The 22,915-nt window shown below is 42.4% G+C and carries 22 protein-coding genes and 2 pseudogenes; 3 read left to right on the top strand and 21 right to left on the bottom strand.

All coding sequences use genetic code 11. The features are described from left to right. Positions 1 to 304 precede the first annotated feature (304 nt). Complete coding sequence (gene prtA / locus LGZ98_RS13170; protein WP_262978164.1) at positions 305 to 1,747, bottom strand: serralysin; 1,443 nt, start codon at positions 1,745 to 1,747, stop codon at positions 305 to 307. A 1,120-nt stretch (positions 1,748 to 2,867) separates the two neighbouring features. Here prtA and LGZ98_RS13165 point away from each other — a divergent pair. Beyond that, positions 2,868 to 3,029: a hypothetical protein gene (locus LGZ98_RS13165; protein ID WP_228900769.1), complete on the top strand. Its 162-nt coding sequence runs from the start codon at positions 2,868 to 2,870 to the stop codon at positions 3,027 to 3,029. Positions 3,030 to 3,033: 4 nt separating this feature from the next. Here LGZ98_RS13165 and LGZ98_RS13160 read toward each other — a convergent pair. The 12 genes and pseudogenes from LGZ98_RS13160 to trmJ form a co-directional block, all read right to left on the bottom strand. After that, positions 3,034 to 3,426 (bottom strand): annotated as a pseudogene (locus LGZ98_RS13160) (enhanced serine sensitivity protein SseB C-terminal domain-containing protein); the annotation flags it as partial. Positions 3,427 to 3,491: 65 nt separating this feature from the next. Beyond that, positions 3,492 to 4,787, bottom strand: a complete 1,296-nt coding sequence (pepB, locus tag LGZ98_RS13155; RefSeq protein WP_113041714.1) for an aminopeptidase PepB — start codon at positions 4,785 to 4,787, stop codon at positions 3,492 to 3,494. Between the two features lie 20 nt (positions 4,788 to 4,807). After that, complete coding sequence (locus LGZ98_RS13150) at positions 4,808 to 5,005, bottom strand: hypothetical protein (protein ID WP_146748067.1); 198 nt, start codon at positions 5,003 to 5,005, stop codon at positions 4,808 to 4,810. 88 nt (positions 5,006 to 5,093) lie between these two features. Beyond that, positions 5,094 to 5,294: a Fe-S cluster assembly protein IscX gene (iscX, locus tag LGZ98_RS13145; protein WP_113041713.1), complete on the bottom strand. Its 201-nt coding sequence runs from the start codon at positions 5,292 to 5,294 to the stop codon at positions 5,094 to 5,096. Between the two features lie 18 nt (positions 5,295 to 5,312). Then, positions 5,313 to 5,648, bottom strand: a complete 336-nt coding sequence (gene fdx, locus LGZ98_RS13140) for an ISC system 2Fe-2S type ferredoxin (RefSeq protein ID WP_036779209.1) — start codon at positions 5,646 to 5,648, stop codon at positions 5,313 to 5,315. A gap of 2 nt (positions 5,649 to 5,650) precedes the next feature. Next, positions 5,651 to 7,501 (bottom strand): Fe-S protein assembly chaperone HscA, encoded by a 1,851-nt coding sequence (gene hscA, locus LGZ98_RS13135; RefSeq protein ID WP_113041712.1) that lies wholly within the window; start codon positions 7,499 to 7,501, stop codon positions 5,651 to 5,653. Between the two features lie 11 nt (positions 7,502 to 7,512). Next, on the bottom strand, positions 7,513 to 8,034 hold the full coding sequence (gene hscB / locus LGZ98_RS13130) for a co-chaperone HscB (RefSeq protein WP_113041711.1): 522 nt from the start codon (positions 8,032 to 8,034) through the stop codon (positions 7,513 to 7,515). 37 nt (positions 8,035 to 8,071) lie between these two features. Beyond that, complete coding sequence (gene iscA, locus LGZ98_RS13125) at positions 8,072 to 8,395, bottom strand: iron-sulfur cluster assembly protein IscA (RefSeq protein WP_113041710.1); 324 nt, start codon at positions 8,393 to 8,395, stop codon at positions 8,072 to 8,074. Positions 8,396 to 8,497: 102 nt separating this feature from the next. After that, on the bottom strand, positions 8,498 to 8,884 hold the full coding sequence (iscU, locus tag LGZ98_RS13120) for a Fe-S cluster assembly scaffold IscU (protein WP_112876332.1): 387 nt from the start codon (positions 8,882 to 8,884) through the stop codon (positions 8,498 to 8,500). A 24-nt stretch (positions 8,885 to 8,908) separates the two neighbouring features. Continuing rightward, positions 8,909 to 10,123, bottom strand: a complete 1,215-nt coding sequence (locus LGZ98_RS13115) for an IscS subfamily cysteine desulfurase (RefSeq protein ID WP_113041709.1) — start codon at positions 10,121 to 10,123, stop codon at positions 8,909 to 8,911. 49 nt (positions 10,124 to 10,172) lie between these two features. Next, on the bottom strand, positions 10,173 to 10,667 hold the full coding sequence (gene iscR / locus LGZ98_RS13110) for a Fe-S cluster assembly transcriptional regulator IscR (protein WP_113041708.1): 495 nt from the start codon (positions 10,665 to 10,667) through the stop codon (positions 10,173 to 10,175). 86 nt (positions 10,668 to 10,753) lie between these two features. Beyond that, the gene (trmJ, locus tag LGZ98_RS13105; RefSeq protein ID WP_262978163.1) at positions 10,754 to 11,479 is read right to left on the bottom strand and encodes a tRNA (cytosine(32)/uridine(32)-2'-O)-methyltransferase TrmJ; all 726 of its coding nucleotides are present in this window, start codon (positions 11,477 to 11,479) and stop codon (positions 10,754 to 10,756) included. A gap of 133 nt (positions 11,480 to 11,612) precedes the next feature. Here trmJ and suhB point away from each other — a divergent pair, with 133 nt between their 5' ends. After that, positions 11,613 to 12,416: an inositol-1-monophosphatase gene (gene suhB, locus LGZ98_RS13100; protein ID WP_262978162.1), complete on the top strand. Its 804-nt coding sequence runs from the start codon at positions 11,613 to 11,615 to the stop codon at positions 12,414 to 12,416. Positions 12,417 to 12,572: 156 nt separating this feature from the next. Here suhB and treC read toward each other — a convergent pair whose 3' ends face one another. The 5 genes from treC to glyA all read right to left on the bottom strand — a co-directional run bounded on the left by treC (position 12,573) and on the right by glyA (position 19,624). Further along, positions 12,573 to 14,234, bottom strand: coding sequence for an alpha,alpha-phosphotrehalase (gene treC, locus LGZ98_RS13095; RefSeq protein WP_262978167.1), 1,662 nt, complete (start codon positions 14,232 to 14,234; stop codon positions 12,573 to 12,575). A gap of 209 nt (positions 14,235 to 14,443) precedes the next feature. Further along, positions 14,444 to 15,865 (bottom strand): PTS trehalose transporter subunit IIBC, encoded by a 1,422-nt coding sequence (gene treB, locus LGZ98_RS13090; RefSeq protein WP_262978161.1) that lies wholly within the window; start codon positions 15,863 to 15,865, stop codon positions 14,444 to 14,446. Between the two features lie 148 nt (positions 15,866 to 16,013). Next, positions 16,014 to 16,961 (bottom strand): trehalose operon repressor TreR, encoded by a 948-nt coding sequence (gene treR, locus LGZ98_RS13085; protein ID WP_228900779.1) that lies wholly within the window; start codon positions 16,959 to 16,961, stop codon positions 16,014 to 16,016. A 72-nt stretch (positions 16,962 to 17,033) separates the two neighbouring features. Continuing rightward, positions 17,034 to 18,179, bottom strand: coding sequence for a 3-phenylpropionate MFS transporter (locus tag LGZ98_RS13080; protein ID WP_113041702.1), 1,146 nt, complete (start codon positions 18,177 to 18,179; stop codon positions 17,034 to 17,036). A gap of 191 nt (positions 18,180 to 18,370) precedes the next feature. Beyond that, a complete protein-coding gene (gene glyA / locus LGZ98_RS13075; RefSeq protein WP_113041701.1) occupies positions 18,371 to 19,624 on the bottom strand; it encodes a serine hydroxymethyltransferase in 1,254 nt (417 codons plus the stop codon). A gap of 365 nt (positions 19,625 to 19,989) precedes the next feature. Here glyA and hmpA point away from each other — a divergent pair. Beyond that, positions 19,990 to 21,183 (top strand): annotated as a pseudogene (gene hmpA, locus LGZ98_RS13070) (NO-inducible flavohemoprotein); the annotation flags it as partial. Between the two features lie 356 nt (positions 21,184 to 21,539). On the opposite strand, the gene LGZ98_RS13065 reads toward hmpA, so the two are convergent. The 3 genes from LGZ98_RS13065 to LGZ98_RS13055 form a co-directional block, all read right to left on the bottom strand. Beyond that, positions 21,540 to 21,803: a PAAR domain-containing protein gene (locus tag LGZ98_RS13065; RefSeq protein WP_113041699.1), complete on the bottom strand. Its 264-nt coding sequence runs from the start codon at positions 21,801 to 21,803 to the stop codon at positions 21,540 to 21,542. 41 nt (positions 21,804 to 21,844) lie between these two features. After that, entirely contained in the window at positions 21,845 to 22,567 is a 723-nt protein-coding gene (locus LGZ98_RS13060; protein ID WP_113041698.1) for an Imm52 family immunity protein, read from the bottom strand. A 12-nt stretch (positions 22,568 to 22,579) separates the two neighbouring features. Then, the coding region (locus LGZ98_RS13055; protein WP_262978160.1) for a Tox-REase-5 domain-containing protein at positions 22,580 to 22,915 on the bottom strand (336 nt) is incomplete at its 5' end.

The following is a 22,915-nucleotide window of genomic DNA, read 5'->3' as shown; positions in this document are numbered from 1 at the left end:
AAAGAGGCAACTTGAAAGATGACGGGTATAATAGAAAAATAGTAAATTAGGAACTCCAACCACTAGTTAAATCAGCTCAGACTGATATGGTTTCCCCAAAAATCAGGTTATTCGTAAAACTAATATTGCCATTAATGCCAAATTTATTTCCAAAAATATTGCCAACATATCCTGATCCCGGATACTGACGATATTTCTCACAATATCTATCGCCAGCTTGAAAGGGTTTGACGTCAACCAGAAGAGAGGAAAGTGCACATTGAACGAATAACCGCATCCAGTCAGATGCGGTTGTGTTTTTGTGTTATGAAAGGATGAAATCAGCCTCTGTCAGCGGCTCTCCAACGATCTTCACCCCAAAACCATCTTGAGATAATTCTCCCCCCATATTAATAACGAAATCATTTACCTTGTTAACGCTATCATAGCTGATCACGGCTTCCCCAATAGCGCCAGTGAATTCCTCGACAAACTTAATAGTGCCTTTTCCTACTTCATCCAGATCGAACAATGACACATCAATCTTGTCCTCACCGGAAACAAAGTCATGAATCCAATCACGCTCAAGGAAAGGTGACTCCTTGGCGTTCAAGTAGACAAATGTATCTTTGCCTTCCCCACCCCAAAGATGATCTGCTCCCAGCCCACCGTAGATGATGTCATCACCTGCACCACCCTTCAGAGTATTATTGGCATCATTCCCTATCAGAATGTCATTACCACTGCCACCCATCGCATTTTCAATCGTGACACCACGGGCGACAGAGATGTTTCCTTTCAGACCACCCACATCCGAGAAAGAGGCTTCATTCAAGTTAATACGTTGATCTTGAGTAAAACCAGAGAAATCAAAGGTATCATTACCACCCGCATCCCAGGCAGTGAACACGAGTTTGCTATTGGCATCTTTTGCCGTAAAGAAATCGCGATCTGTGTTGGAATTAAAACCATATACCGTGTCATCGGTACGGGTAGTATTATTCACGCCATACACCGACTGAATGGCAGAAATATCGTTAAGTAATGGCGTGGCGGAATAAATACCTTTAAAATCTTGCCCGGTATTTTTTTCACTGAAATAACCCATGACGGTATAAGCACTACTATCTTCAAAATAGGTAGCGCTTTTCTTGTAAGTCGGAATTATCTTATCAGATGCATCATAATCAGCCGGATGATCCAACCCCAGTGTATGGCCGATCTCATGAGTAAATGTATGGCGACCATAACCATTCACTCCAATATCATTTTTTAAGAAAGTACGGCTTTCCGCGTTATACCAAGTTCCTACTTGTTTAAAACCTGAATTCGGCATCTCAGCAAACGCATAATCATCTGTTAAACTAAAATCAAAGAAACCAAAAGTGATATTCGCTTCCTTGATATCATAGGTTTCGGTGAATTTAATATTCGCGACATCAGCCCAAGATTGAATTGACAGCTTTGCAGCAGCTTTCTGTTCTTCATTAAATGCTGAAAATCCAGAAATAATCCACGGCATATCATCTGGTTCACTCTCCAGGAAGTTATACGTTAATTGGAAAGTTTCAGATTTGTCATCACTCTGATGCCCCCAACGGTAATCACTGCGGATTAATTCTTTCGCCGCATCTTTACTGGGCTCATGCCTAACGACAATATTAGGATCTTTACCTGGAATATAAGCCTGTAGCCAGGTCAATACCTCGTTTACCTTTGCTGAACCACTAACTTCTTCCAAATATGAAACTTTCCTCTTTACAGACATATATTTCTCCATAAGTTCAAAGCTTAGATATATACCCGTTATCCTTCAAGTTGCCTCTTTGTTGGCTGCACTCGCTCACCCCGGTCACATAATTACCTATGCTCCCTAGGATTCGCTCCCTTGCCGTCGCGATGCATCTTGAAATCCATAGGGTATAAAACCTTTCTATTTAATTAAACACCTGTCAATAAAACCTATACACAATGGGCTATCCCGGCCACGCAATTAAAAATCCCTACCCATAAAAGTAACACTAAAGCTAATTACGTAAAAAATAATTAACATATTTTTTTAATATAAACGTGATAAAAATAGCATAAAACAAATAAACAATTGTTTTATATAACATAGCTATTTAAGACAGAAAATATTGCTAATTTTTAACAATATTTTCTTTTAAAATTATTATCTATTTAACTATTTATGTGGTGAATTTCAAAAATTTTATAAAATCATTTATTAATAATTTTATTAAGTAACTATTGGAACAAGTCGAAAACAAAGAAAACAAAGAAAACAAAGAAAACAAAGAAAACAAAGAAAACAAAGAAAACAAAGAAAACAAGTATTATCAGATAATACTTTATCTATTATGTAAAGTTTTTCCCTGAGAGAATTAAATTATATTTATTGTAAAAAATGGAAATGTCAATTGAGAATAATTTGATTTATTTAAAAGACAAGAAGTTAATATATGATGGAGGCACTGAGTTATTTACAGGTTATCAGGATTTGAGTTTATTTGTTTCGTTATTATCTTTGGTATTGAATTTTACTATCATTTTCTTTATAAAAAATATCTCTATTTCATATTATTCTTTTGATTTTTAGTTTATTATTTGCAATTACCGATTTAATATTGTCTTATTATATATAAAAAATAAAACTAGATTGTAATTATATCTTTATGATTTTTAGTTTATTTTATCCATTCGAGTTAAAAGAAAAATTTATAAAGTAATTATTAAAATTATTTTTTGCAAAAAAATATTTAATAAGAGTAATTAAATCACGCGATCATCAAGGTCTGAGCCCTGTATTTTACTGGACTCAGACTCTCTAATTTTTACTTGAATCAGTAATGGTTGTGGTAATATCTAGATATAAACAATAAACTCAGTTGTTAGCTAAAATTACTATTTATACCCTATGGATTTCAAGATGCATCGCGACGGCAAGGGAACGAATCCCCGGGAGCATAGATAACGATGTGACCGGGGTGAGTGAGTGCAGCCAACAAAGAGGCAACTTGAAAGATGACGGGTATATTATCACTCGCTAAATAGTCACTTATTCATAACCGGAATGCTTCCACGTAACCAACTGCCTAATTTACGCTGGTAAAATGGCTGCGTATGCTGAATCAAATAATGGCTGATGCCACGCTCTTTTTCATCAACCAAACAGAAGTCAATCGGCTCTTCTTCCGATGTGTATTCACAAGCAATAGTGCCCGCTTCATGGATCAGTTGTTCAATTTCGTCTGCGGTGCCATTTATTTCCAGTCCAATTAATAAATTGGGGTTTTCATCCACATTTTTATCATGAGTTTGTATGATAAAAGCACGGCGAACAGGTTTACGTTGGCTAAATAAACTGACCAAAGCTTCAATGAGCTGCGAAGGATATTCTTCCGGTTGGCTAAGTGTTATTTTACTACCACTTGGAACATCAATCTCAACCGAAACTAATTCACTTAATGAACCCATAAAAATCTCCAATCAGTTTTTTAGATAAAATAAATTTATTTCGCCTTCGCCAACAGCAAATTAGCAATCGAACGAACCCCATAACCCGTTGCACCAGCGGACCAATGTTCTACCGCAGATTTACGATAAGTTGCCGAGCAATCAATGTGAATCCAACCTTTTTGGTATTCTTCCACAAAATGAGACAGGAAAGCCGCCGCAGTACTGGCACCCGCAGTATGCGATGACCCAGCAACGTTGTTCAAGTCAGCAAAATTCGATGGCAGTTGGCTACGATGGAATTCAGCCAATGGTAAACGCCAGAATAGTTCATTCTCAGATGCAGCCGCCGTCAACAGATCAGCCGCCAGTTTGTCATCAAAGCTGAGTACAGAGTGGTAGTCATTACCCACAGCCGTTTTCGCCGCTCCGGTCAAGGTTGCCGCATCAATGATTAACTTCGCTTTTTCTCTGCTGGCATCAATTAAACCATCAGCCAACACCAGACGACCTTCTGCATCGGTATTCATCACTTCAACAGATTTGCCATTGCGGTAACGAATAATATCACCCAGTTTAAAGGCGTTACCACTGACCATGTTATCCGCTATGCAGAGGAACAGTTTAACCCGTTGTTTCAAGCCACGACTGATTGCCAGTGCCAATGCACCTGTCAGAGTGGCTGCTCCCCCCATATCCGATTTCATGGAATCCATAAAGGAAGATTGTTTCAGGCTGTAGCCGCCAGTATCAAATGTGACGCCTTTACCTACCAGGCAGGCAAATACCGGCGCTTGTGGGTTGTCAGTTGGGTTGTAATCCAACGCCAATAAGATCGGATCACGAGAAGAACCACGGCCAACGGTGTGAATACCCATATAACCCTGTTCACGTAAATCTTCGCCTTTAATGATGCGATAACTGACTGACTCACCAGCCATACCACACATCAGATCAATCGCACGCTTCGCCAATTGTTCCGGCCCAAGCTCTTCCGCTGACATATTGATGGTGTCACGCACCCAATCAATAATTTTAATTCTGCTTTCCAGCTCCTGTTTTTCAGCCGCGGGCAATTGAGGCCATTCGATAGAGCGATTACCTTTTGGCGCACGGAACCCTTGCCAGAAAGCCCAACTTTTCTCCAAGTCCCAACCTTCGCCAACCAGAGCCACATGACGAATTCCCTGCCCGTCAATTTTACGCCCGGCACATTGAACCGCCCCTAATTTACCTTTACCAACCAGGTGAATCATCACCCCTTGCTCACTGGAACTAATCAGCGCTTTTTCACCCCAGCAAGCTGCTGCTGGTTCATAAGACAGTGTTATTGGCATGATTTGTTTGGTCATTCTTTTCTCACCTCTTATTATTACCGCTTAATGGCAGTAAGGAGCTTATTCAAGCTTCTATACCCGTTATCTTTCAAGTTGCCTCTTTGTTGGCTGCACTCACTCACCCCGGTCACATAGTTACCTATGCTCCCGGGGATTCGCTCCCTTGCCGTCGCGATCCATCTTGAAATCCATTGGGTATTACCTACATAATTCTTCGCCTGCCCGATATTCATCCTACAAAAAAACCGGCCAAAGCCAGTTTTTCAGAAGTTCAGCCTAACTTAAAACGATGACAGATAAATAACAAATTAATGCTATTTGTTATTCAAATTCATCCAACCAAACGAGCAGAATCGCTTCTAAAATCTTTTCATTGGATTTCTCAGGCACATCATCAAAATCGTCCAGCTCGCAAACCCACTGGTGCATATCAGTAAAGCGAACCGTTTTTGGATCTACCTCAGGAAATTTGTCATATAGCGCTTCACCGATTTCACGGCTATTGGACCATTTCAGGCTCATTTATTTTTCTCCTGCCAATCAGTGCTCACGGGCATGGTTAATGGTGTATTTGGGAATTTCTACCACTAAATCTTCATCAGAGACTCTAGCTTGACAACTCAGACGACTTTCCGGCTCTAGCCCCCAAGCTTTATCCAGCATGTCATCTTCCAGTTCAGAGCTCTCTTCCAGTGAATCGAAACCTTCACGAACAATGCAATGGCAAGTTGTGCAAGCACAGGATTTTTCACAAGCATGCTCAATTTCAATTCCATTGCGCAATGCAACATTCAGAATGGATTCCCCCTCTTTGGCTTCCAGAACTGCGCCATCAGGGCAAAGATCGTTATGAGGTAAAAATACAATTTTCGGCATAATTAAATCTCGTCCACAGAATGGCCCGCCAACGCCCGACGAATAGATGAATCCATCCGGCGTGCAGCGAATTCCTGCGTTTGCTTATCCAGTTGTTTAATTGCGTTTTCAATAATTTCAGGATCATTGCCCTGAACGCTTTTTATAAGTGTTTCTACGGCCGCATCAATTGCCGCCTGTTCTTGTTCATTCAGTAGATCAGCATCTTTTTCTAACGCACTGGTGACACTTTCCAGTACCCGTGCCGCTTCCACTTTTTGTTCTGCCAGTTGGCGCGCACTGATATCTTCCTGAGCATTTGCCATAGAATCTTTTATCATACGAGCAATTTCTTCATCAGATAAGCCATAGGAAGGCTTCACCTGAATAGAAGCTTCGACGCCAGTGGATTTCTCCAACGCACTGACATTCAGCAAGCCATCAGCATCGACCTGGAAAGTGACCCGGATATGGGCCCCACCAGCCGGTAATGGCGGAATACCACGTAGGGTAAAACGGGCCAGTGAACGGCAATCACTTACCAATTCTCTTTCCCCTTGCACTACATGAATACTCATTGCACTCTGGCCGTCTTTGAAGGTGGTGAATTCCTGCGCTTTAGCAACCGGAATGGTCGTGTTACGTGGGATAACTTTTTCAACCAAGCTCCCCATCGTTTCCAACCCAAGTGAAAGAGGAATCACATCCAACAACAACATGTCGCTATCTGGCTTGTTACCCACCAGAATATCCGCCTGAATCGAAGCCCCCACAGCCACCACTTTATCTGGATCAATGGAAGTCAGCGGTTCGCGGCCAAAAAATTCGCTAACTCTATGACGAACCAGCGGTACACGGGTTGAACCACCCACCATAACCACCTGTAAAACTTCATCCGCAGAGACTTCTGCATCTTTCAATGCCCGGCGGCTTGCCAGTAAAGTCCGTTTTATCAATGGGGTTATCAGGGCTTCAAATTCGCAACGGGTGATTTTACCCTGCCAACCGGCAATGTTTATCTCTGCAATATCAGCATCACTCAAGGCGATTTTTACCTGAGTAGCCATATCCAGTAGCTGACGTTGCAGACTATGGTCATCTCGATTATCAATCCCTGCCTGTTCACGTATCCAGTCAGCCAGTATCAAATCGAAATCATCACCACCCAGTGCGGTGTCACCACCGGTTGCCAGTACTTCAAAGACACCACGGCTTAACCGAAGAATAGAAATGTCAAATGTTCCGCCGCCTAAATCATAAACCGCAATCACACCTTCTTGACCAGAATCCAGTCCATAAGCAATCGCAGCCGCAGTCGGTTCATTAAGCAAACGCAGAACGTGCAATCCGGCTAAACGCGCCGCATCTTTTGTTCCCTGACGCTGTGCATCATCAAAGTAGGCAGGAACCGTGATCACAACACCGTCAAGCTTACCATCCAGTGTTTCTTCTGCACGCTGCGCCAACGATTTAAGAATTTCAGAAGAAACCTGAATAGGATCGACCAAACCCGTTGCGGTGTTGATTAACGGCAACCCGTTTTCACTCGCTTGAAATTGATAAGGAAGATTTGGATAACGTTGCTGAATGTCAGCCAGAGAGCGTCCCATCATACGTTTTACTGAGCTGATGGTATTCGCAGGATCACACGCAGCCTGTTGACGGGCCTGCCAACCAATTTCAAGGCCCTTTTCATGGTAGCGAACAACCGAAGGAAGCAGGTCACGATCTTCACTATCCGTCAATGTTTTCGCTTGCCCACCGCGAACAGTGGCAACTAATGAATGTGTCGTGCCTAAATCAATACCAACAGCTAAACGACGTTGATGTGGTGCAGCGGATAAACCCGGCTCGCTAATTTGTAATAAAGCCATATACGCTTTCCTTAAAAGTCGTCCAATAAACGTTCTTCTAGTTGCTCAACCTGCTGTTGCAATTTATCCAAAAAACGTAATTTACGCACCGTATCGGCTGCTTGCTCCCACTGCTGTTCATCCAATTGCTGCACCATTAGCTGATTACGGGTTTTAATCATCCCATTCAGGCGAGTAGCAAAATCAGCCAATGCCACTTCTGCATTGGTTTCACTGGCAATACATTCCAATTCTTCCCGCAACATAAGCTGTTCCATCAGGAAAGCATTGTCATTCATGGTGTGCTGTTCATTGGCTAAATCAAAACCATGCAGAGAGAGCATATATTCAGCGCGTTTCAGTGGATGTTTAAGCGTTTGATAACCGTCATTGATAGTCACTGCCTGCTGCAATGCCAGCGTTTTTTCACGCTCTGGCTGACTAGCAAAGCGATCCGGATGAAACTGACGCTGCAATTCTTGATAACAGCTTGCCAGTTGTTCTCGATCAACAGCATAACGAGCCGGCAGCCCAAATAAAGTGAAATAGTCCATAATCTAAACTTACTCTGGATTTGGCCGAAAAACGGAATTAAACGTTAAAACTCTCTCCACAACCACATTCGCTGGAAACATTTGGGTTGTTGAATTTAAAGCCTTCATTAAGGCCCTCTTTAACAAAATCCAGTTCCGTACCGTCGAGATAGACCATGCTCTTGCCATCTATGATAACTTTGACACCCTTATCTTCAAACACGGTGTCATCTTCGTTAATCATATCGGCAAATTCAAGCAGATAGGCCATACCTGAGCAGCCTGATGTTCTGACGCCCAGACGCAAACCAACACCTTTTCCACGGTGACTCAGGAATGACGAAACGCGTTGTGCGGCACTTTCTGTAAGGGAAATTGACATACAACAACCTCACTTATTAAAACCAGCAAAGGCGGATACCGGATGGTATGTAACAGCCCGTATCCACCAAATTTTTTTCTATTTTCTTATTATCAAGGGCAATTATTTGCCCTGGCATTTACTTTTGTAATCCGCAATCGCTGCTTTAATCGCATCTTCTGCCAGAATAGAACAGTGGATTTTCACTGGCGGCAGTTCTAATTCATCTGCAATTTCAGTATTTTTAATCGCTTCTGCCTGCTCCAGGGATTTGCCCTTCATCCATTCAGTGACTAAAGAGCTGGAAGCAATCGCAGAACCGCAACCGTAAGTTTTGAAACGCGCATCTTCAATAATGCCTTCATTATTGACTTTGATTTGCAGTTTCATCACATCACCACACGCAGGGGCACCGACCATGCCGCTGCCAACCATTGGATCTTCACTATCGAAAGAACCGACGTTACGTGGATTTTCATAGTGATCAATTACTTTTTCGCTGTAAGCCATGTTATTACTCCTGAAACCCTCTGATTAATGATGAGACCATTCGATACTATTTAGATCCACACCTTGTCTAAACATTTCCCACAGTGGAGAAAGTTCACGCAGGCGGCCAATAGATTTGTGAATCAATTCAATGGCGTAGTCGATCTCTTCTTCTGTCGTAAAGCGCCCTAAAGAGAAACGGATAGAGCTGTGAGCCAGTTCGTCATTCATCCCCAACGCACGCAATACGTAGGAAGGCTCCAAGCTGGCAGAAGTACATGCAGAACCCGAAGAAACCGCCAGATCTTTTAATGACATCATCAGTGATTCACCTTCAACATAGTTGAAGCTGACATTCAGAATATGCGGTGCACCGTGCTCTAAATCTCCGTTAAGGAAGACCTCTTCGATATCTTTGATACCCTGCCACAGACGCAACCGCAGACCACGCAGACGCTGAGATTCACTCTCCATTTCCTGCTTGGCAATACGGTAAGCTTCACCCATACCCACAATTTGATGAACAGGCAAAGTACCAGAACGCATCCCACGTTCATGACCGCCACCATGTTGTTGTGCTTCAATGCGAATGCGGGGTTTACGGCGAACGTACAGTGCGCCAATCCCCATCGGCCCATAAATCTTATGGGCCGAGAAAGACATCAAATCAACTTTCAGTTTGGTTAAGTCAATTGGCAGTTTGCCTACGCTCTGAGTGGCATCAACATGGAAAATGATTCCGCGGCTGCGACACATTTCACCGATAGCGGTAATATCCTGTACCACGCCAATTTCATTGTTAACATGCATGATAGAAATCAGAATGGTGTCATCACGCACCGCGGCTTCCAGATCGTTTAAATCAATCAACCCGTTGCTCTGAGGTGCCAAATAAGTGACTTCAAATCCTTCACGTTCCAATTGACGGCAAGTATCCAGCACCGCTTTATGTTCGGTTTTGCTGGTAATGATGTGTTTACCCTTTTTCTGGTAAAAATTAGCCGCCCCTTTAATGGCAAGATTGTCAGATTCCGTTGCGCCAGAAGTAAAAACAATTTCTCGCGGATCCGCCCCCACTAAATCAGCTATCTGATTACGGGCAATATCAACCGCTTCTTCAGCCTGCCAGCCAAAACGGTGTGAACGAGAAGCGGGGTTACCAAATATCCCGTCCCTAGTCAGATAGTTCATCATCTTTTCAGCAACACACGGATCAACCGGTGTCGTTGCTGAGTAGTCTAAATAAATTGGTAATTTCATTACTCACATGCTCCCTACTTCTAATACTTCAATTCATCACAAGTTCTGCTTATGGGCGCAGATTGACATTAATTGTTTCTTGTGCTCTGCCGTTAGGTGCACGGCGTTTATCGTTATCCTGGCGATCAGCAACGTCCAATACTTCTTGGTTATTGACTAATTCTTCTAAACTGATACTGCTCAGGAAACCGGTAATACGATCACTTAAATCGCGCCATAAAGTATGAGTCAGACAACGATCGCCGCCCTGACACCCTTCCCTACCCTGACAACGGGTAGCATCTACCGATTCATCAACAGCAAAAATCACTTCGGAAACAACAATTTCACTGGAATCTTTGCCCAATAAATAACCGCCACCCGGACCACGGACACTTGAAACCAGACCATTTTTGCGCAGGCGAGAAAATAACTGTTCAAGATAGGAGAGGGAAATACCCTGACGTTCAGAAATGTCGGCCAATGGTACCGGGCCTTCTTGTGAGTGCAACGCCACATCAAGCATAGCAGTTACCGCATAACGCCCTTTAGATGTCAATCTCATAAATGAATTACCCCGTGGTGAAATATGAAGAAATTGTGTCATTCCTGAGTGTTTTAGTCAACTATTTAACCTAGTAATTTACTCAACTATTTCTTCGCCCATTTTTCAACGGAAGACAAAATACCACGCAAAATATTCAGTTCCTGCGCTTCAGGCCGGGCACGGGTAAAAAGCCGCCTTAATCTATTCATTATTTGGCCTGGGTGTGCTTTTCGAATGAAACCAGAATCATTTAACACAGATTCGAGATGATGATAAAAGCGTTCCATATCATCAGTTAATGGATATTCCACTTCATCGGTTTTTTGCTCATTTTTATCCTGACGCGCCAAATAGGCCATACGGATTTCATAACTGACAAGTTGAACCGCCATTGCCAGATTTAATGAACCATACTCCGGGTTAGTTGGAATATTCAGATGATAATGGCACTTCTGCAATTCTTCATTGGTCAACCCTACCCGCTCACGGCCAAAAACAATGGCAACCGACGCATGTGCAGCCTCCTGAACACTACGCTCACCACATTCACGAGGCTCGACCACCGGCCATGATAACGTTCTGGAACGGGCGCTGGTACCAATCACCAAGCCGCAACCCGCCAGCGCTTTATCCAAACTATCGACAATCGTCGCATGACCAATAACATCACTAGCACCCGCAGAAAGCGCAATCGCATGAGAGTCTGGCAGAACCAAAGGATTAACCAGATAAAGATTGGTTAATCCCATTGTTTTCATTGCCCGGGCGGTTGACCCCATATTTCCAGTGTGGGAAGTTTCAACCAGGATAATGCGGATATTTTCTAACATGACAACTTCTGAATAGTCTGGATAGTTATAAGAGCCAAATATCTTAACACAGCATTAGTCATTTTTCCGAATTACTGCTATACTATGCGCCGATTAATTACCCGTTCTTTAACATCCTGGTGGAAGATATCCCATGCATCCGATGCTGACTATCGCTATACGCGCAGCGCGTAAAGCCGGCAACTTAATTGCCAAAAATTATGAAACTCCCGATGCGGTTGAAGCTAGCCAAAAAGGCAGTAACGACTTTGTTACCAACGTTGACAAAGCCGCAGAAGCACTCATTATCGACGTTATTCGCAAATCTTATCCTAAACACTCGATGATTACCGAAGAGAGTGGCGAGCTTTTAGGCGAAGAGGCTGATATTCAATGGGTAATCGATCCACTGGATGGCACGACTAACTTTATCAAACGCCTCCCTCACTTCGCCGTCTCTATTGCGGTACGCATTAAAGGCCGTACTGAAGTTGCAGTTGTTTATGACCCAATGCGTAATGAGCTTTTCACCACAACCCGCGGTCAAGGGGCACAGTTGAATGGCTACCGTCTACGTGGTACCAATGCCCGTGATCTGGATGGCACCATTCTGGCAACAGGTTTCCCATTTAAAGCAAAACATCATTCCACTGTTTTTATTAATACCTTAGGTAAATTATTTGTTCGTTGTGCTGACTTCCGTCGTACAGGCTCCGCTGCACTGGATCTGGCTTATGTTGCGGCTGGTCGGGTGGATGGTTACTTTGAAATTGGCCTAAAACCGTGGGATTTTATGGGTGGCGAACTGTTAGTTCGTGAATCTGGCGGTATCGTAACTGATTTCGTTGGCGGTCATAATTATATTCATTCCGGCAACATTGTTGCAGGTAATCCACGCGTTGTTAAAGATATTCTGGCTGAAATGCGTGATGAATTATCAGAAGCATTGAAACGTTAATTCCAGTAAATTCTATACCCTAAAGATTTCAAGATGCATCGCGACGGCAAGGGAGCGAATCCCCGGGAGCATAGCAAACTATGTGACCGGGGTGAGCGAGTGCAGCCAACAAAGAGGCAACTTGAAAGATGACGGGTATAGCAACAAAGACCGTTGTTACTCCACTAACCAGTAAACAGCTTCATAAGGCTGTAGCTGCATATCTTTTGCAGGTAAATGGTTTTCAGGATAGTTCCCCATCAATTTAACCCATGAGCAATCGGATAAAGAAGCGTCCAGCGACCATTCCTGCACTTCAACACTGAGATTAGCAATAACCAACAACGTCTGATTTTCCCAACGACGCACATAGCACCAAAGAGAAGGATGAGATGGTAATAAGTCTTCATAGCTGCCATAAGTCAATACAGGATATTCCTTACGCAGCTTGATTAAACGGGCATAACAATGAAAAACTGAATCATCATCCTGCATAGCGTTTTCAGCATTCACATCCTGGTAATCACTATTCAGCGCTATCCACGGCTCCCCTTGAGTAAACCCTGCATTAGCAGTCGTATCCCACTGCATTGGCGTTCGCCCATTATCACGAGATTTCTTCGCTAAGACCGATAAGATTTGTTGTTTATCATTGCCCTGCTCAATCTTCTCTTGATAAATATTTAAACTTTCTATATCCCGGTACTCTTCAATATGAGAAAAGTGAGGGTTAGTCATTCCCAGCTCTTCCCCTTGATAGATATAAGGGGTTCCCTGCATACCATGCAGTACCATTGCTAACATTTTAGCGGACGGCACCCGCCAAACACCTTCACCGCCAAAGCGTGAAACAATACGGGGTTGATCGTGATTACACCAGAACAGCGCATTCCATGCCCATTCGTACATGCCTTGCTGCCACTTGGCAAAAATTTTCTTCAATTCAATAAAATCGGGTGGCGCTGCAACCCATTTTTCACCATTAGGGTAATCGATTTTTAAGTGATGAAAAGCAAAAACCATCGACAACTCTTCACCATCTAATGAAGAATAGCGATGACAATGTTCCAGTGAAGTAGAAGACATTTCCCCGACGGTCATCACTCCGGCAGGCTGGAATACCTCTCTGTTCATTTCTTGCAGAAATTCATGAATACGCGGGCCATCAGTGTAGAACTGACGCCCATCCCCCTGAGTTGATTCAGGGAAGTCTTGCTGCTTAGAAACCAAGTTAATGACATCCAGACGGAAACCATCAACACCAAGGCCAGCCCAGAATTCGCAGATCTTTTTCAGTTCAGCCCGTACGGGTTCATGTTCCCAGTTTAGATCAGCCTGCTCAACAGCAAACAGGTGCAAATAATACTGCTTGCTTGCTTCATGCCACGCCCAAGCATTACCACCAAATTTCGATAACCAATTATTAGGCGGGGTTCCAGGTATCCCATCCCGCCAAATGTAATATTGCCGATAAGGGCTATCAATATCTTGCGCTTGTTTAAACCAAGGATGTTGAGTCGAGGTATGGTTGAAAACAATATCCACGATGACACGGATATCACGTTGATGTGCCTCATCAACCAAACGCTTAAAATCATCCATTGAGCCGTAAGCCGGATCAATCGCATAATAATCAGCGACATCATAACCGTTATCTACCTGTGGTGAGAGGTAAAAAGGCGTCACCCAAATAGCATCTACGCCCAGTTTCTTCAAATAATCAAGCCGGTAAGTAATGCCATTAAGATCGCCTGTTCCGCTACCCGTAGTATCCTGGAAACTCTTAGGATATATCTGATAGATGACGCCTTGTAACCACCACGGAATGATTTTGTCCATCAAAAACACCTTATTAATATATTTCCTGAATTGAATAACCACATGGTTATACCCGTCATCTTTCAAGTTGCCTCTTTGTTGGCTGCACTCACTCACCCCGGTCACATAGTTCTCTATGCTCCCGGGGATTCGCTCCCTTGCCGTCGCGATCCATCTTGAAATCCATAGGGTATATTTTTATATCTGTTACTTGTGAAGATTTAACAGCATTATTCAACAGCTAACATACCGGTCATATTCTTCTTTCGATAAACAACGGTCGTGAGAATCAACGGAACAATGATGGCGACAAGCATAGCTAATGCGTAAATTAGCCAAAATTGCGGTTTGATCGAAAGAATACCTGGCAGCCCACCCACGCCAATACCGTTTGCCAATACACCACTCAACCCACAAATCAACCCAGCTAAACCGGAACCAATCATGGCACAGAACATAGGAAATCGATATTTAATGTTAATACCGTACATTGCCGGCTCAGTAACGCCCAAATAAGCGGAGATAGCCGCAGGTACGGATAATTCACGTTCATTATGCTTCTTACTGACTAAAATAATACCAACAACCGCCGATCCCTGAGCAATATTGGATAATGCAATAATAGGCCAGATCGGTGTTCCACCTATACTTTGAACCATCTGCATATCTATGGCTAATGTGGTCTGATGTATACCGGTAATCACCAACGGCGCGTAAAGGAATCCAAATAAAGCTGCACCAATAGGAGCAAAACTTCCGGTCATCAACGCCTTAACAACCCAAGCTACTCCATCACCAAGTAACCGACCAAATGGCCCAATAAGACTATGTGCTAAAAAGGTTGCCAATATTAACGAGACTACTGGAACAATCACCAAATAGAGATAACTAGGAACCACCCGTTTTAACTGAATTTCAATCCACCCCAAAGTAATACCCGCCAAAAGTGACGGAATAACCTGCGTCTGATAACCCACTTTTCCAATCGTGAACAGGCCGAAATTCCATATATCAGGGATTTGTTGCCCTAAGTAATAAGAGTTCATTAATTGCGGCGAGACCAGTGTTATTCCCAATACAATGCCTAATATCGGTGTTCCACCCATCATCCTAACCGCCGACCAACAAATACCCACTGGCAGATAGAAAAATATTGCCTCTCCTAGCAGCCATAAAAAATCATATATCGTTTTCCAAATAGGATATATTTGAGCTAAAGTTTTGCCTTCACTAAAAGGAATATCACCAATAATGTTACGGAAACCTAGAATAAGCCCACCGCTAATTAATGCTGGTAAGAGAGGAAAAAATATTTCCGCAAACTTAGAAATGAAGCGCTCTTGCCATTTCATGTTTTTCTTCTCAACCTGCTGTTTATCTTTTTTATTCAATTCAGATTGACCAAGATAACGATTTAAAACCTGATAATAATCACCAACATTCGTACCTATCACTACCTGGAATTGCCCTGCATTGGTAAAACAGCCTTTAACCATCGATAAATTCTTTATCTCATCCGGCTTGGCTTTAACTGGTTCAACTAATATAAACCTCAATCGGGTAATACAATGAGTTACACTGGCTATATTTTCACAACCACCGATTAATGTAATTAGTTTTTCTATATCTTTAGAATTTATTTTGTTTTTCATAATAGCCAGTCATCATAAGTTAGTATCAATTACTAATTAGCATGCTTAGTAAACTAATTTTATCCTAATATCATTTGGTTATGCTTGTCATGGGAACGTTCCCAAAAGTGGGTTGAAGATCACATTGAGACGAAAATATTTCTTATTTTTAAGCCAACTTACTCGGAATGATTACTTGTTGTTTTGGGTATTGACGATTTATTTGAGCAATTAATTGACCAACCGCATATTTACCCGCCTCACCATAACCCAAATCAATAGAAAGCGTGTTAGGGTATAAAAATTTCAATAAAGGTGTATTACCAATGCTACCTATTTGTATATCTTCCCGATTATTTTGCTGCAAATATTTATATGCACCTAATGCCAAACTATCGGTTGCACAGATTAAAGCTGTCGTTTTCTCTCTCAATACCTTATTAACATGCTGAAACCCACTCTGATAGCTTAAATCACATTGAACAGCAAGCGGACGCAAATCTTGCTGTTCACAACAAGTTAGATAAGATTGATGGCGAAGAAAACCTGTCGTGGTATCACTATCATCTACGCCAAGAAAACTAATATCTCTGTGCCCCCGCCGATAGAATTCATTCATCAATAAACGGACAGCTCCAATATCGTCATAACATACAGAAGAAAAACCTGTATATTCACGGGCAAATACCACTATTTTGTCACGCCAAGGGAAGAGGGACTCTTCTGACAATCCAGTAAAACCGAACAAAATAATGCCATCTGCATGACGTAATGCCAACTGACGTAGATGTTCCTGTAAAAGCTGTGGATCAAAATTGCTTTCCATAATAATGGGGTCGTAACCACGCTGGTAAAACAAGGGTAACATGGTACTTATCGATAAATTCTCTGAGAAAGATCCCAGACGCGACACAATTAAGGCAATGATTTTGTCACTCTTTATTCGCATCGCTCTTGCTGATTTAGATGGAACAAAATTATTCTGTTGGATAATCATTTCAACTCTTTCACGTGCTTGTGGGCTTACACTATTCTCATTGTTTAAGACTCGCGAGACAGTTGATTTACTGACATTAGCCAAGCGCGCGATATCTTTTATTGTTAATTTATTCAACATGATATCTCATAAAAATCTTATTGAGGTATTTAGTTTCTTACAAAAATATTGTAAGAAACTAAATGTATATTGTTAATAATTATGAGCTTTAACCTGTGGTCGTAAGAAAATAGCAGGAAAAGCAACCAAAGCCATCATCCAGAAAATGCCACTGTGCAGATAATCATACATAAATCCAGCAATTACCGTCATGACAGCGATACCTCCCCCCATTGCCAACGCAGAATAAGCCGCCTGTAAACGCACAATTTCCCCTTCTCTTCTCGCACCGATAAAACGCATCGCTGCCAAATGGCAGACAGTGAACGTACCACAATGCAAAATTTGAACGATAATTAACACCGGTAATGAGGTGAATGTTCCCATCAATCCCCAGCGAACAACGCCACATATACCAGAAAGCAGCAAAAGATTACGAGCATTCCAACGCCGAAATAATTTATTACTCAAAGTAAAAATAATAACTTCAGCCACTACGCCCAATGACCAGAGATAACCGACTACCGAGGCAGAATAGCCTGCATTTTTCCAGTAAATCGCACTGAAGCTGTAATATCCCGCATGAGCCGCCTGCAATAAAGCGACACATAACAGGAACCGACATACCGGTTTTTCAGACAACAACTGCTTAAATGACACAACATCCACTTTGGCGGATTTGACTTCACCAACAGGCATGATAGAGGGCCTAAGTAATGTCACCAACAACGTAGAGAAGACGCTAAACAATATCGTGATGAGGATGGCACGATGTCCCCAGACAGAGATCAATTCCCCGGTTAATGCTGAGCTGATAATAAAGGCAATTGAACCCCAAACTCGTATCTTGCCGTAATCAAAAGGAAATTGTTTTTGCCATGTTCCCGCCAGCGCATCACTCAATGGCATCATCGGCGAAAAAAATAGATTGAAGCCAACCATGACGAACAGAAGCCACGCCCAATGATTTCCTAATGTAAAGCCAACGATGAAAATAAAGGTTATCAATGCTGATATACGTAGCGCAAAAATAAGTTTTGCGGGATCTTTAACTGTAGGTGCGATTAATAAACTGCCCAAGAAACGGGAAATCAAACCTGCACCCAATAGAACCCCTATCATATCGTGCTCTATACCTTCACCCTGTAGCCAGGTTGCCCAGAAAGGTAAAAATATCCCGTAAGAAAAGAAATATGTGAAGTAATCTAACGCTAGCCAGCGCGTCGATCGAATAACCATTAGTCCTCCCTGGTAAAAAATGCAAAAAACCCGCCCTTACCTAACTTGATTAGCTCAAGAAATTAAGATACTGAGAGTTATCTTGAAGTAGATATTCCCCGGGGGAAAATCCACGCATCACTCCTCAATATCCCACTTAAGCAAACAATGTTAGCCGGAGCAGGTTTTGTAAGACTTATTGAAATTTTAATTTATGCGTAAACCGGATATCTTGCGCAAATAGACAGAACTTTCTGCTTAGTTGTTTCAATAGTCGCTTCATCATTGATGTTGTCCAATACATCACACATCCAGCCAGCCAATTCACGCGCTTCTGCTTGTTTAAAGCCACGGCGGGTAATCGCAGGCGTACCGATACGCACACCAGAAGTTACAAATGGGCTCTTCGGATCATTAGGCACGCTATTTTTGTTTACCGTAATGTTAGCTCGACCCAACGCAGCATCGGCATCTTTACCAGTGATGTCTTTATCAACCAGATCCAGCAGGAACAAATGGTTCTCTGTACCGCCAGAAACGACTTTGTAACCACGTGCCAAAAACACTTCAACCATCGCTTTCGCGTTATCAGCAACCTGATGTTGATACGCTTTGAACTCTGGTTCCATTGCTTCTTTCAATGCCACCGCTTTGCCTGCAATCACATGCATCAGGGGCCCACCCTGACAGCCAGGGAACACTGAAGAGTTCAGCTTCTTATACAGATCTTCGTCGCCGCCTTTCGCCAAGATCAAACCACCGCGTGGACCCGCCAATGTTTTGTGCGTCGTGGTAGTCACGATGTGAGCATGAGGAACTGGGTTAGGATATACTCCTGCGGCAATCAGGCCGGCAACGTGTGCCATATCAACGAACAAATAAGCACCAATGCTGTCTGCAATTTCACGCATTTTTGCCCAGTCAACCACACCGGAATAAGCCGAGAAACCGCCGATAATCATTTTTGGCTGATGTTTTTGAGCTTGTGCCGCGATATCGTCATAATCGATTTTACCGTTTTCATCGATGCCGTAAGGCACAACGTTATATAACTTACCAGAGAAGTTAACCGGAGAGCCGTGGGTCAAATGACCGCCATGTGCCAAATTCATCCCCAGAACCGTATCGCCCGGTTGCAACAAAGCCATATAAACTGCCGCATTTGCTTGAGAACCAGAATGTGGCTGAACGTTGGCATAATCAGCACCAAACAGCGCCTTAGCACGATCGATAGCTAATTGTTCAACAACGTCTACATATTCACAACCACCGTAATAGCGTTTACCCGGATAACCTTCGGCATATTTGTTAGTGAGTTGAGAGCCCTGTGCCTGCATAACTCTTGGGCTGGTATAGTTTTCAGAGGCAATTAATTCGATATGTTCTTCTTGACGAACAACTTCTTGCTCCATCGCCTGCCATAGTTCGGGATCATAACTAGCAATATTCATTTCACGCTTTAACATTGGGTTCTCCTGACTCAGCTAACTTCTCTTCAAACAACACCCCAAGGGGCCGAATGGCACACAGTGTAAACCCTTTTCACCTAATGAGATAGTCTTGACAAAATATTTTACGCAAACGATTGCATATCGATTGCAAGCAAAGTATCTGCTCTAAAGTAGGGTAATGAAAATTACGCTCCATTTTTCCTCTTTGTCAGAATTTACGGCCTAAAGAAGTCCCTCCCTTAGTACAAATATCCATTATGACTATTTTTTTACCATAAAGACCACATTCTATATTTACAAGATCCCCAAAAAGGTATAAGTTGCATTTAAATTACATGTTATAAATTTCATTACCCACTTGAAAGAAATTCAGGAGCTTCACCATGCTGGATAGCCAAACTATTGCCACTGTCAAATCCACTATTCCCTTACTTTCTGCTACTGGCCCAAAACTGACTGCTCATTTTTACGAGCGGATGTTCAAACACAATCCTGAGTTGAAAAACATTTTTAATATGAGTCATCAACTTAATGGCGATCAACGTGAAGCTCTGTTCAATGCGATCTGCGCCTATGCAGCCAATATTGATAACCTAGAAGTACTACTGCCGGCAGTGGAAAAAATTGCTCATAAACACGCCAGTTTGAATATCCAACCAGCGCATTATCAGATTGTCGGTACGCACCTATTGGCAACGCTGGATGAAATGTTCCAGCCAGGAAATGAGATTCTGGATGCTTGGGGAAAAGCTTACGGCGTGCTCGCTGATGTTTTTATCAATCGTGAAGAGCAAATTTATCATAGCGGAGAATCAACAGATGGTGGCTGGCGTGGCTTACGTCCATTCCGTATCAGCCGGAAAGAGGTAAAAAGTGAGGTAATTTGCAGCTTTGAATTTGTGCCACAGGATGGCGGGAAAGTGATGGATTACAAACCTGGTCAGTATCTGAGCATTTATCTGGCAGATGATAGTTTTGCTAACCGAGAAATTCGCCAGTATTCACTGACGGCAGCCCCAAACGGTTCCAGCTACCGGATTGCGATTAAACGTGAGCCACAAGGAATCGTTTCCAACCATATGCACGATAAGATGCAACAAGGCGATACCGTCTGGCTGGCCGCCCCACGCGGCGATTTTTTCCTTGATATTAAATCAGAAATGCCGGTTACTTTGATTTCTGCGGGCGTTGGCCTGACTCCCATGATGAGCATGTTGCATCACCTCCACCAGCAAAACCATAATAGCCAAATTAACTGGTTACATGCGGCAGAACACGGCGGCCATCACGCGTTTAGTAATGAAGTCGCCGCGATTGCGCAAGCAATGCCGAATTTCGACAGCATAATTTGGTATCGCGAACCAAGGGATGAAGATCAACAAGGTATCCATTATCAATACAAAGGTTTTATGGATCTGGCAGTTCTGAATGAGGCATTGAAAACAGAAGGAATGCACTTCTATTTCTGTGGTCCAGTTCCCTTTATGCAATATGTAGCGAAACAGTTATTGGATATGGGAATAGATGAACAATTTATTCACTATGAATGTTTTGGCCCACATAAAGTGATTTAAATTTTCAACTTCATATTACGGTGATAATAGCCAATAAAGTGAACTGAACAGACACTATCTTTAATTTATGGGCTCCGATATTCAATATTCATGTGTATTGAACGTGATTAGTGTGACTGAAAAAACCAATTCATCACTATTCTAGAGATCTTATGGAGTTTGCTTATCGTGGAGCCCGTCTTATTGGACGTCAGCTCCATTGATTTCAAAAGTCATGGGTAAATTTAGCGCCTATCCCAATAGGAGTAATTGTTGCAGACAGTTTGAACACGGACAGCGCGGAAAAACCGGAGCGTACACGTAGTACGTGAGGATTTTGAGCACTGCCCAGGTTCAAAATGGCAAATAAAATAGCCCTATTGGGATAGGCCGTTACTCTGACTGGCAATCAATTTTGCTCTACAAGCTGTTTGCATTCCTTCAAGCGCAATAGGTTTTCCTTTATATTTTAAAGAATCAGCACCCTGAATAATAGGAAAAACACCTTTGCATTGGGGACACGCGACCAAATCTTCTTTACCTGCTATAGGAATACCATTGTGAGTATATTCATCAATAGCGGTAATAACTTTACCGCCATGATCTGTCGTATCACCTAACAGAATAACTGCTTTTAACATGAAAGTTCTCCATCGTTTTTCAATTGTAAATAATATCCCCATTAAACCTCGGTAATTAATGGCAGTAATCCCAAATTGACCAACTGTATTTCAACATCATTAGACTTATCAATATCATCCTGATTTCTTCCATCAAAAATGCCTTTTTTGGTAATAATCAGAGTTCCTATCTGTTCATTATTTTGATACACAGGAAGCACATCTTCCGCCATAGGCAAGTAAGATTTATCAATAATACGGGGCTGGTAAAGCATCCAACCGACGCTTAAGCGATCAGGGAAAACCTGTTTGCTTTTTAAGGTATATTCATTCGACTCTACCTGAATATTGGGTAAATTGCGGCTTAAGGCCAAATAGCTAACCAAATTAATTAACCGCAATACATCAAGTTGATGACTGTCAATATTTAGACTCAATTGCAGCCAAACCCAGTTAGGACGAACACTTGGCATTTTGCTATAATCTATGCCGCTAGATAATTCATCCTTTTCACCATCCCATATGCCAGTAATAAGCGCCGGAAAGTTTTTTTTGTAATCTTTTTCGAAACTTTTTATAGCAGCTTCAGTTGGCCCCTGCTCATCAAACACGACATGTTGCAGAGCTAGTTTTCTAGAGTAACCTGTTAAATACCAAGTCTTCTTCTGCCCAAAAAAGATATCAATTTGCCGTGTGATATTAAACAAGTCCATTAATACCGTATTCGCGGTAATGGTTTCCTGCTGTTGGTAATACACATTGATTTCTAAACGGATTATCGCCATGTTGACCTCGGATTAAACTAAACTGTCGCAGGGGGTATAGTGGACATTAATATTTTTATGTTTACTAAACAGTACCTTAAAATATCCATAACTGATTGGTTGCAAAAAGTGCCATTCCACGTGAGGTGTCCCCTCTAGTACATCACAAACCGTTTGATGCCTTTCTGCTTGATTTCTAGCTGAATAACGTCCTCTCCACCATCTTTTAGGTTTATTATCCTTAAAAAACTGGTCATACCGCGCTTTGGCCTCTAGAAATAAACAATACGCTGGCCGCCAGCCATCAAAGGCCACTTTCAGGCACTGAAATTCCTGAATCATTTGTCTGGTCGGGTCATATTTAGTTTT

Source organism: Photorhabdus kayaii, assembly GCF_025384895.1.
GTDB lineage: Bacteria > Pseudomonadota > Gammaproteobacteria > Enterobacterales > Enterobacteriaceae > Photorhabdus > Photorhabdus kayaii.
The sequence above is the reverse complement of the archived record's forward strand: the minus strand, read 5'-3'. Positions and strand labels throughout refer to the sequence as shown.

Excerpts from the sequence above, each read along its gene's own strand:
- LGZ98_RS13115 (WP_113041709.1), bottom strand. The coding sequence starts at position 10,123 with ATGAAATTACCAATTTATTTAGACTACTCAGCAACGACACCGGTTGAT.
- trmJ (WP_262978163.1), bottom strand. The coding sequence starts at position 11,479 with ATGTTAGAAAATATCCGCATTATCCTGGTTGAAACTTCCCACACTGGA.
- treB (WP_262978161.1), bottom strand. The coding sequence starts at position 15,865 with ATGAAAAACAAAATAAATTCTAAAGATATAGAAAAACTAATTACATTA.
- LGZ98_RS13065 (WP_113041699.1), bottom strand. The coding sequence starts at position 21,803 with ATGTTAAAAGCAGTTATTCTGTTAGGTGATACGACAGATCATGGCGGT.
- iscU (WP_112876332.1), bottom strand. The coding sequence starts at position 8,884 with ATGGCTTACAGCGAAAAAGTAATTGATCACTATGAAAATCCACGTAAC.
- treR (WP_228900779.1), bottom strand. The coding sequence starts at position 16,961 with ATGTTGAATAAATTAACAATAAAAGATATCGCGCGCTTGGCTAATGTC.
- suhB (WP_262978162.1), top strand. The coding sequence starts at position 11,613 with ATGCATCCGATGCTGACTATCGCTATACGCGCAGCGCGTAAAGCCGGC.
- treC (WP_262978167.1), bottom strand. The coding sequence starts at position 14,234 with ATGGACAAAATCATTCCGTGGTGGTTACAAGGCGTCATCTATCAGATA.
- pepB (WP_113041714.1), bottom strand. The coding sequence starts at position 4,787 with ATGACCAAACAAATCATGCCAATAACACTGTCTTATGAACCAGCAGCA.
- LGZ98_RS13150 (WP_146748067.1), bottom strand. The coding sequence starts at position 5,005 with ATGAATATCGGGCAGGCGAAGAATTATGTAGGTAATACCCAATGGATT.
- iscX (WP_113041713.1), bottom strand. The coding sequence starts at position 5,294 with ATGAGCCTGAAATGGTCCAATAGCCGTGAAATCGGTGAAGCGCTATAT.
- iscA (WP_113041710.1), bottom strand. The coding sequence starts at position 8,395 with ATGTCAATTTCCCTTACAGAAAGTGCCGCACAACGCGTTTCGTCATTC.
- LGZ98_RS13080 (WP_113041702.1), bottom strand. The coding sequence starts at position 18,179 with ATGGTTATTCGATCGACGCGCTGGCTAGCGTTAGATTACTTCACATAT.
- fdx (WP_036779209.1), bottom strand. The coding sequence starts at position 5,648 with ATGCCGAAAATTGTATTTTTACCTCATAACGATCTTTGCCCTGATGGC.
- iscR (WP_113041708.1), bottom strand. The coding sequence starts at position 10,667 with ATGAGATTGACATCTAAAGGGCGTTATGCGGTAACTGCTATGCTTGAT.
- prtA (WP_262978164.1), bottom strand. The coding sequence starts at position 1,747 with ATGTCTGTAAAGAGGAAAGTTTCATATTTGGAAGAAGTTAGTGGTTCA.
- hscB (WP_113041711.1), bottom strand. The coding sequence starts at position 8,034 with ATGGACTATTTCACTTTATTTGGGCTGCCGGCTCGTTATGCTGTTGAT.
- glyA (WP_113041701.1), bottom strand. The coding sequence starts at position 19,624 with ATGTTAAAGCGTGAAATGAATATTGCTAGTTATGATCCCGAACTATGG.
- hscA (WP_113041712.1), bottom strand. The coding sequence starts at position 7,501 with ATGGCTTTATTACAAATTAGCGAGCCGGGTTTATCCGCTGCACCACAT.
- LGZ98_RS13060 (WP_113041698.1), bottom strand. The coding sequence starts at position 22,567 with ATGGCGATAATCCGTTTAGAAATCAATGTGTATTACCAACAGCAGGAA.